We start from the raw sequence: 9494 nt of genomic DNA on the forward strand, positions 1-9494 counted from the left end.
TGAATGTTGAATTTTGAATTAAAAGGGAAAAAATTTTATAAAACTTAAACCTTCAATCCAAAATTCAAAATTTAGAATTCAAAATTTCTTAAAAGGTGAATAAATTTTAAAACAGCTAAACACATACATATTCCTTGATATAAAAGAGTAGGTGTTTTTTATGACGGGAGGGGGACTTGTGAACTTCGGATTTTCTAAGGCTCATCAGTCGCTTTGCTCCTTCTTCGCCTAACAAAATCTCTCGTTCGCGGCCAGCCTCACTTTATCCTCCCATAAGGTCGGCGTTCGGCTGGCTTCAAGTCCCCTTCTTTTCTCTTTTGTTTCTCTATTAGCCATTATTTATCATCAACTTTAGTTTTATCATTCTGCCGGGAGGGGGACTTGAACCCCCATAGGTTTCCCCATACGCCCCTCAAACGTACGTGTCTGCCAATTCCACCATCCCGGCTTTAGCTAAATATCTCAATCGCTTTCTTTATAGTATTATAGTGAATTAAGACCGTATCTTCAAGCTTATGGGCATAACCTCCAGCCAGAACAATTACAATGGGAATATTTCTTTTTTTCGCATTTTCTAATACTATCTCATCCCTTTTTATCAAACCATCCATTGTAAGCTTTAAAGCACCCAACTGGTCATCATAATATGGGTCTGCTCCCGCTACATATATAATAAAATCTGGACAAAACCTCTCAATTATCTGAGGAAGATCAGAGCTTATAATGGAAAGATATTCTTCATCAGATGTTCCATTTGGAAGGGCTACATCTAAACTACTTCTTTGTTTAATTAAAGGATAAATCTTATCCTGATGTATAGAATATGTAAAAATAGACCATCTTTCCTTTGCAAATATGGCGGCTGTTCCATTCCCCTGATGGAGGTCACAATCAAAAACAAGGGCTTGTTTTATCTTTTTTTCCTCTTTTAAAGCCTTTATACAAACAGCAATATCATTTAGCATACAAAATCCCTCGCCATGGTCAGGAAATGCATGGTGAAATCCCCCACCAATATTTATTCCAATCCTTTGCTCTAAAGCATGCCTTCCCGCAAGTAATGTTCCAGCGCAGGCATATTGAAATGCACTAAAAAGCTCCCTTGAATATGGAAGTTCAAGGATAGATTCCTCTTGATGAGACAATGCTCCCCTCTTTAACTTATCTATATATGATGGACTATGCACAAGAAGAAGGGTTTCAATATCTGCGGGTGGTGGTGGAACTATATCCCTCTTTAGAATTATCCCATTCTCTATAAGCTTTTCTACCACAAGCCTATATTTCTCCATAGGAAAAACATGGCTTCCTATATTCGCATAATAATGTGGGGAATAGACAATCTTCATGTTAAAATTATAGCAACAATTATGCCAAGAATTCCGCCAGCAATAACCTCAATTGGGCTATGACCTAAAAACTCCTTTACCCTTTCCATATCTATCCTTCCATCCTCAATCATTTTATTTAAAATCCTTGCCTGTTGTCCAGATGACCTCCTTACCGATGCCGCATCATTCATAATGATAAATGTAAAAACCAGGGCTATGATAAATAAAGAAGATGTCCATCCCTCTGTTCTTCCAATTGCCACTGTTAAGGCAACGCTTCCTCCTGAATGGCTGCTTGGCATGCCACCTGTTCTAAATAGGGTTCTTGCATTAAATTTGTGATGCTTTATCGTATAAATAAAGGATTTTATTACCTGGGCGATTATCCAGGATAAAAATGGTGCTAAAAAAAAGGGAAGGGAGACAACCTCAAAAAATGTTTACAACTAATGAGAGTTCTTTCTTTTTTATAGGACCAATAAATGCAAAGGAATATTGCGATGGTAAAAAGATGCTATTTGCCAAATCTAAAATGTCTTTTGAAGATACCTCATCAATCATTTTAATAATTTCATCTATGCTAAATTGCCTCTTAAAATATGCCTCCTGCTTTGCCAATCTTTCCATCCTATTTGCTGTATTCTCTAAGCTTAAAAGAAAAGCCCCTTTTATTTGCTCCTTTACCTTATTAAGCTCTTTTTCTTTTACCTCTTCTACCTTTATCTTTTTGAATTCATCCATAATAAGGGAAATTGCCTTCTTGTAATTAGCCTTTGATGCCCCACAATATACAGCGAAAAGCCCACAATCCCTGAATGATTGGGGATAGGAATAAATAGCATAAGCAAGACCCCTTTTTTCTCGTATCTCGTAGAATAGCCTTGAGCTCATACCACCACCCAATATTGTGTTAAGAATACTTAAAACAAACCTTTTTTCATCTGTGAGCGGAAGCCCCCTTGTTCCTATGCAGAAATGAACCTGTTCTGTATCCTTTTCCTTATTGATTATAGAGGATTGAATAGTAGGGATGGGAATTTGTTTTTCTGAATCCCTATCTTTTCCTTTTGAAAAATATCTGAAGACAAATTCCCTTGCCTTTTCAAAATTGACATTTCCAGAAATAGCAATGAGCATTCTTTTTGGGGTATAAAACCTCTGGTAAAATTCTAAAATTCCCTCCCTATCCATTAAAGAAAGGGTCTCTCTTTTTCCAATAACTGGTCTTCCTAAGGGATGACCTGAAAAGCTTCCTTTGATTAGTAAATCGTGAATCTCATCCTCTGGCGTATCTTCATACCTTGCAATTTCTTCTAAAATAACATTCCTTTCCATCTCTATATCTTCTTTTTTAAGGAGCGAATTGTTTATAATATCAGAAAGAAGCTCAATAGCTTTTTCAATATGCTTAGAGGGAAGCTTTGCATAATAACAGGAATATTCCTTTCCAGTAAATCCATTTAGCTCTCCACCTAATCCCTCAATGGTTTCTGAGATTTCCCTTGCAGACCTTTTTTTTGTCCCTTTAAAGAGAAGGTGTTCAATAAAATGAGAGATTCCATTTTCTTTTTCTTCCTCAAAAACCGAGCCTGTGCTTACCCATACACCTATTGTGGCTGATTCTACATAGGGAACGCTTTCACAAATAAAGGTTATTTCATTTTCAAAGGTAAATTTTTGGTAGTTTTCGGTCATGGTTGCTCTTATTATATTGCTTGTTTCTTGGAAAGATTTATCCTTCCCTGATTATCAATGTTTATAACCTTAACGCTTATCTCATCGCCTTCCTTTACAACATCCTTAACTTCCTTTACCCTATAATGTTCCAGCTCAGAGATGTGGACAAGCCCTTCTTGACCTGGCAAAATCTCAACAAATGCACCAAAGTTAACCACCCTCATTACCTTTCCTTTATAAACCTTTCCAACCTCTACTTCTTCGGTAAAATACCTTACCATATCAAGGGCTTCATTTAGCTTTTCTTGTTCAGGATGAAAGATAGAAACCTTGCCATCGTCTTCTACCTTAATCTTTGCTTGGGTAACCTCGATTATCTTTTTGATATTTTTTCCCGAAGGGCCTATTAGGTCTTTAATTTTATCCTGCCTTATATTTATAATCACAACCTTTGGTGCGTATTGAGAAATCTTAGGAGAGGGCTTTGATAGGACGCTATTCATCTTATCCAAAATAAAGAGCCTTCCTTTCTTTGCTTGCTCAAAAATTTCCTTTATAGTTTCTAGGGTTATACCTGAAAGCTTTGTATCCATCTGAATGGCGGTTAGTCCATCCTTTGTTCCTGCTGTTTTAAAATCCATATCCCCTATATGGTCTTCCAGGCCTGTTATATCTGAAAATATAGCCCTTTTTCCATCCTCTTCTATAAGACCTATGGCTATTCCAGAAACAGGGTCTAAGATTGGAACGCCTGCATCCATAAGGGAAAGGGAGCCAGAGCAGACAGATGCCATAGATGTAGAGCCATTTGATTCCAATATCTCAGAGACAACCCTAATGGTATATGGAAAAGAATTGTCATTTGCAATAACAGGCAAAAGGGCTTTTTCTGCCAATGCACCATGTCCAATCTCCCTTCTTCCAGGTGCTCTCATTTGCTTTGCTTCACCTGTAGAATAGGGTGGGAAATTATAATGAAGCATAAATTTCTTGAACCACTTTCCCTCTATCTCATCTATTATTTGCTCATCCTCCGTGGTTCCAAGCGTTGTTATTGCCATAGCCTGGGTTTTTCCCCTGGTAAATATGGCTGAACCATGCGTCCTTTTCAATACAGAAACCTCGCAAGCTATGTCTCTTATCTCATCTAGCCTTCTTCCATCCTCCCTTATTCCCTCATCAATAATTTTCTTTCTTATTATTTCCTTCTCTATCTTCTCAAAGAAATATTTTACCTCCTTTTTTGTCCCATTTTCCAAGGAGGGACCTATTTCATCCCATATCTTATCTATATCTATAGCCTTATCCTTTATTCTTTCGTAATAAAGCTCCCTTATCTTTTTTTCTACTTCTTCCCTATGAATCTCCTTTATAATGGTTATCTTCTCCTTTTCTTTTAATTCCTTTTGGAGGTCAATGAGGGTATTTATATAGCCCTTTCCAAACTCAATAGCCTCTAATATTTCTTCCTCAGGGACTATCTTGCAACCAGCCTCAATCATAGTAATTTTATCCTTACAACCTGCAATAACAACATCAAATTTACCCTCTTTTCTCTCCTCAAATGTAGGGTTAAGTATAAGCCTATCTTTTATCTTTCCAATCCTTACCGCGGCAACAGGACCCTTATCAAAGGGAAAAGAGCCTGCCATTAAGCAAGAGGATGTGCCAAGGATGCCTAGTATATCTGGGTCATTTTCGCCATCTATTGATAAGACAGTGGCATAGATATAAAGCTCATTTCTGATATCATTATCAAACAAGGGCCTAATTGACCTATCAATAAGCCTTGCTGAAAGGATTTCTTCTGGCCTTGGTGCACCCTCCCTTTTTATAAACCCCCCAGGGAATCTTCCTGCCGCATAATACTTATCCCTATAATCAACAACCAAAGGAAAATAATCAGAGCCACTTCCCTCCTTGCTTATGGTTGTTGTAACAAGGATAACCGTATCGCCATAGGTTACAACGCATGAACCATCTGCGGCCTTTGCCAGCTTATTTACCTCAATGGTAAGCCTTCTTCCTCCTAGCTCATACTCTATAGATTTCACTTCTTATTTATATAGTATAGCCTATAAGATAACTTTTGTCTATTTTTTTGTGTTATGTAGAAAATAAATTTCTTGACCAAAATAGGTTATCTTTTGTAAGATAAAGCAATGAATTTAGTTTATCTTATTCTTCTCTTTCCTTTCTTTTCTTTTGCCATTATTTCTTTAATCACCCTTCGTTTTAAAAGATTAAGCTCATACATCTCAATCCTTGCTATATTTTCTTCCCTTTGTCTATCTTGCAAGATTGCCCTTTTATTCTTTAACAACCCAAGCCCGATAAACCTTACACTCCCCTGGTTTATAACCGGAGAAACCCAAGTCTCTTTAGGTGCAATTATAGACCCTCTTTCCATTATAATACTTATTGTTGTCTCTTTGGTAAGCCTCCTTATTCAAATATATTCAAGGGGGTATATGCAGGGAGACCCCGGATTTTCAAGGTATTATGCCTTTCTTTCCTTATTTTCCTTTTCAATGCTTCTTCTTGTTTTATCCAATAACTTTGTCCAGATGTTTATCTCCTGGGAGCTGGTTGGTGTCTGTTCTTATTTGCTCATTGGATTCTGGTATCATAAAGAATCTGCCGCAAGCGCAGGAAAAAAGGCATTTATTACAACCAGAATAGGCGATGTTGGCTTTCTTATCGGCATCCTCCTTATATTTAAGCTTTGTGGCACATTTGATTTCAAAGAAATTTCAAGCATTATTGGGAAGGGGCTTATTTCATCCCCTGTTTTAACCTTAATTTGCATTCTTGTCTTCTGTGGTGCGATTGGAAAGAGCGCCCAATTCCCCTTGCATGTTTGGCTTCCCGATGCAATGGAAGGTCCTTCCCCTGTTTCTGCCTTAATCCATGCCGCAACCATGGTTGCGGCTGGTGTATACCTTGTGGCAAGGCTATTTGGAATATTCTTCCTCTCTTGCTCTGCAATGGATACTATTGCCATTATCGGAGGCTTTACCGCTATATTCTCTGCCACAATTGCTATAGCACAAAATGACATAAAGCGTATTATCGCCTATTCAACCCTCTCGCAATTGGGCTATATGATGCTTGCATTGGGCTGTGGAGGCTATACGGCAGGGACATTTCACCTTACAACCCATGCATTTTTCAAAGCCCTGTTGTTTTTATGTGCAGGCTCTGTGATTCATAGCATCCATTCCAATAATATCTGGGATAGTGGAGGCCTTTTTAAGAAAATGCCCATTACAGGGATAACATTTCTATGTGGTGGTTTAGCCCTTTCTGGAATTCCACCCCTCTCTGGATTTTTCTCTAAGGAGATGATTTTATCTGTTGTCTATGAGAAAAGCTTTTTTCTATTTAGCCTTGCAATATTCACGGTATTTCTGACCTCCCTTTATACATTCAGGCTATTCTTTGTTGTCTTTTGTGGAAGCGAAAAAGGGCATTCACATGAATCCCCTTTAACAATGACCATTCCAATGATAATTCTTGCTATTCTTTCTGTTATATCAGGCTTTTTTGAAAAGAAATTTTCTTCATTCATCGAAGGCAGTCATCATAGCGAAACTAGCATGCTAATTACCATTATTTCTGTTGCCTTTGCTTTTTTTGGAATATTTATCTCCTGGGCCATTTATGGAAAAAAGCTTGTTTCTAATCGAGAAATAACCCAAAGGTTTTCAATGATTTCAAATTTATTGACCAACAAATATTGGGTTGATGAGATATATAGAAAGAGCATCATTGCTTTAACCAAGGCTATATCTACATTGAGCGGATGGTTTGACCTATACATTATAGATGGGATGACAAATGCAACAGGATTTTTGACAATAGGCTCGGGAAGGATATTAAGGTTCATCCAAACAGGCCTTATCCAAAGCTATATTTTATTTGCCTCTTTGGGAATAATTTTTCTTATTTTCTTCTTCCTCTAATGCCAGGGCCAGCAGATATTCAGATAACCATAGCCCAACAGGTTCAATCGGGCTACCAGCAACAATTACATCAGCAACAACCCATTGTTCATCAGGAACATCAAATATCGGTTGATAAAACAAAGATACATGAGGAAGAAACAGGCATCCAATCCCTTGAAAAAGGTGGGCAGGGAATAAAGATAGAGGAAAAAAGGACAACAAGAGGGTTTGTAAAGAAAAGGAGAAAGAGGCAAGAAAAGGAGGAAAAAAAGGAAGAAATGGTGTCTAATGGAATAAGGGGGAGGATTATAGATGTTATTGGATGAATTCTTTCTCAAGTCAAATTTGATAACATCAAATCAAAAATAAATTGACATTTTTTGGATGGATGATTATATTTAATTAAAAATTAGGGAGGAAAAAGATGAAGAAGTGGTTAGTTGTTTTGTGTGTAGGGTTTCTTTGCCCATATCTATGGGCAGAGATAAGAGAGAAAAAGGGAGAGATAACCATCTCCTATATTGAGGGCGAGGTTGAAACCTTGCTTTCAGGAAAAAAGGATTGGGAAAAGGCAAAGCTTTATCAAAAGCTTACAATGGGAGATAGGATAAGGACAAAATTCTCTTCCAAAGCAGAGCTTAAGCTCTCGGATGGTTCAACCATCAATATGTCTGAGAATTCCATTATGGATATTACAGAGCTTTTGGAAAAGGGGCTTACCAGAAAGTCAGGGTTTAAGCTCTGGATGGGAGGGATAAAGGCAAGGTTTGAGAGGCTAAAGACAAAGGATAGTGAGGCAAAATTCTATACACCCACCGCGGTTATGGGACTTCGTGGAACAACCGTATGGCTCCTGGTTGATTGGGAGGGAAAAACACGATGTGGATTTAAGGAGGGAAGGGGCTATATCTATTCTGATAAAGAGGGAGAAAAACCGGTTAATGAGAATGAGGAGGCAAGTGTTTCATTAGAGGGAGATATTACCATTAAAACACTAGAGATGAAAACTGTCCCTAATCTTATGGGAAAAATGCTTGATGAGGCAAAAAACGATATTATTGCTGCTGGTTTGAAGGTAGGCGAAATAAGGGCAGAGGAGAGCGATAAACCAAAAGATGAGGTGCTTTCTCAATATCCCGTTGGAGGAAGTGAGGTTTTGGCTAATACATCCGTCAATCTTGTTATAGCCTTGGAAATCCCTCCCTGTATTGTTCCAGATCTTATTGGAATGCAAAGGGCTGATGCAAAAAAGGCAATAATGGAGGCAGGGCTTACCCTTGGTATGGTTATTGAACAAACAAGCACAAAACCAAAGGATGAGGTTTTAAGGCAAAGACCAAATCCAGGAACAGAGGTCAAAAAGGAAAGCCCGGTTGATCTTTTGATCTCAAGTGGGCCTCCTCCCAAGGTTATTGTCCCAGACCTTATAGGAAGAAGCATTGAGGAGGCAAAGGCTATGCTTGAAGGAATAGGCTTAAAGCTTTCTGAGATAATCTTAAAGAAGGAAAGCGCAATGATTGCGGAAGGAAGGATTGTAGATCAGAACCCAAGTGCAGACAGCGAGGCAGACTTAGGAAGCTTTGTCCAGGTATGGACAGCAATTTCTCCCCTTGCTGTAAAACCCCCAATTCCAACCATTGGGTATCTATTTAGTATTCCTGGTTTATTTGTCTCAGAGATTCCCTATCTCATACTTAATATAACACCCACAACCCCTGGATTATCCCCTTTATTTCTTTCTGTTATGGAAAGGCTAACCAGATTTGACAACCCACCATATACCTTAAACTTTAAGCCACCGGTAATGAGCATGGGTGTAAATAAAATAAATGTTTCTGCCTGGTTTGAGGGTGGAGATAAGGCTTCTCTGGCAATTGAGACACCCTATTATGACTCCCTTCCTCCCAAGATTGTAAGTGTTAAGATTGTAAAGGGAAGTATAATAAGGGTAGTGGTAGAGGACAAGGAATCGGGAATAAAGAATGTAAAGATTGATGGAGAGAGCATTCCTGTAACAGAAGGTATTCAAGAAGAGAGAAAGGAAATAAGTGTTTGGACAAGGGGAACTTACCAAAAAACCATTATTATAGCTAAACATGCTCCAGCAATTATTCCCATAAGGATTGAGGTAGAAGATAATGCAGGAAATAAAAGACAAAGGACAGAGAGAATCCCTGATCTTCCACCCAGTCCTGATCTTATACCAAAGCAATAGAAAAAGGAGTGCAATTTATAGTATCTTCCATCACTTAGTGCAAAAATAGATAGGGGGTTGTGTTTATTTAAGAAATTTTGAATTCTAAATTTTGGATTGAAAAAGGTTAAGTTTTATAAAATTTTTCCCCTTTTAATTCAAAATTCAACATTACAAAATTCGTATGTGTTTAGCTAGGTGAGAATAAAATGGGAAATAGGCACAGAGGCAGAGAGGCACAAAGACGAGAGAGTTTATTTATTACTTGCTTTCTTTGTGCCTTTGTCCCTTTGTGCCTAGGTATATAGGACAGCTAAACAACGGCTATGGTAATTTGGTTAAGAG

6 protein-coding genes, 1 tRNA gene and 1 pseudogene are annotated in these 9494 nt (G+C 38.0%); 3 read left to right on the top strand and 5 right to left on the bottom strand.

What is annotated here, in order from left to right:
* Nucleotides 1–366: 366 nt before the first annotated feature.
* From AB1397_03745 to AB1397_03765, 5 genes and pseudogenes are all read right to left on the bottom strand, one after another.
* Nucleotides 367–448: transfer RNA gene (locus AB1397_03745), tRNA-Leu, on the bottom strand.
* 1 nt (nt 449) lies between these two features.
* Nucleotides 450–1349 carry a histone deacetylase gene (locus AB1397_03750; GenBank protein ID MEW6482097.1) on the bottom strand — a complete coding sequence of 300 codons (900 nt, stop codon included), beginning with the start codon at nt 1347–1349 and terminating at the stop codon, nt 450–452.
* Nucleotides 1346–1732, bottom strand: a pseudogene (locus tag AB1397_03755) (divergent PAP2 family protein). Before AB1397_03755 ends, AB1397_03750 begins: the two are co-directional and overlap by 4 nt.
* A 28-nt stretch (nt 1733–1760) precedes the next feature.
* A complete protein-coding gene (locus AB1397_03760; protein ID MEW6482098.1) occupies nt 1761–3026 on the bottom strand; it encodes a pitrilysin family protein in 1266 nt (421 codons plus the stop codon).
* 11 nt (nt 3027–3037) lie between these two features.
* The gene (locus AB1397_03765; protein MEW6482099.1) at nt 3038–5062 is read right to left on the bottom strand and encodes a polyribonucleotide nucleotidyltransferase; all 2025 of its coding nucleotides are present in this window, start codon (nt 5060–5062) and stop codon (nt 3038–3040) included.
* Between the two features lie 108 nt (nt 5063–5170).
* Here AB1397_03765 and nuoL point away from each other — a divergent pair, with 108 nt between their 5' ends.
* From nuoL to AB1397_03780, 3 genes are all read left to right on the top strand, one after another.
* Complete coding sequence (nuoL, locus tag AB1397_03770) at nt 5171–6973, top strand: NADH-quinone oxidoreductase subunit L (GenBank protein ID MEW6482100.1); 1803 nt, start codon at nt 5171–5173, stop codon at nt 6971–6973.
* Nucleotides 6973–7281 (top strand): hypothetical protein, encoded by a 309-nt coding sequence (locus AB1397_03775; protein MEW6482101.1) that lies wholly within the window; start codon nt 6973–6975, stop codon nt 7279–7281. The genes nuoL and AB1397_03775 overlap by 1 nt, the downstream gene beginning before the upstream one ends.
* Before the next feature lie 98 nt (nt 7282–7379).
* Nucleotides 7380–9170: a PASTA domain-containing protein gene (locus tag AB1397_03780; GenBank protein ID MEW6482102.1), complete on the top strand. Its 1791-nt coding sequence runs from the start codon at nt 7380–7382 to the stop codon at nt 9168–9170.
* The last annotated feature ends 324 nt before the right edge of the window (nt 9171–9494 follow it).

This window comes from bacterium, assembly GCA_040756715.1.
GTDB lineage: Bacteria > UBA9089 > UBA9088 > UBA9088 > UBA9088 > JBFLYE01.

What these genes read in the sequence shown, in the direction of transcription:
- AB1397_03760 (MEW6482098.1), bottom strand. Translation starts at nt 3,026, where the DNA reads ATGACCGAAAACTACCAAAAATTTACCTTTGAAAATGAAATAACCTTT.
- AB1397_03780 (MEW6482102.1), top strand. Translation starts at nt 7,380, where the DNA reads ATGAAGAAGTGGTTAGTTGTTTTGTGTGTAGGGTTTCTTTGCCCATAT.
- AB1397_03775 (MEW6482101.1), top strand. Translation starts at nt 6,973, where the DNA reads ATGCCAGGGCCAGCAGATATTCAGATAACCATAGCCCAACAGGTTCAA.
- AB1397_03750 (MEW6482097.1), bottom strand. Translation starts at nt 1,349, where the DNA reads ATGAAGATTGTCTATTCCCCACATTATTATGCGAATATAGGAAGCCAT.
- nuoL (MEW6482100.1), top strand. Translation starts at nt 5,171, where the DNA reads ATGAATTTAGTTTATCTTATTCTTCTCTTTCCTTTCTTTTCTTTTGCC.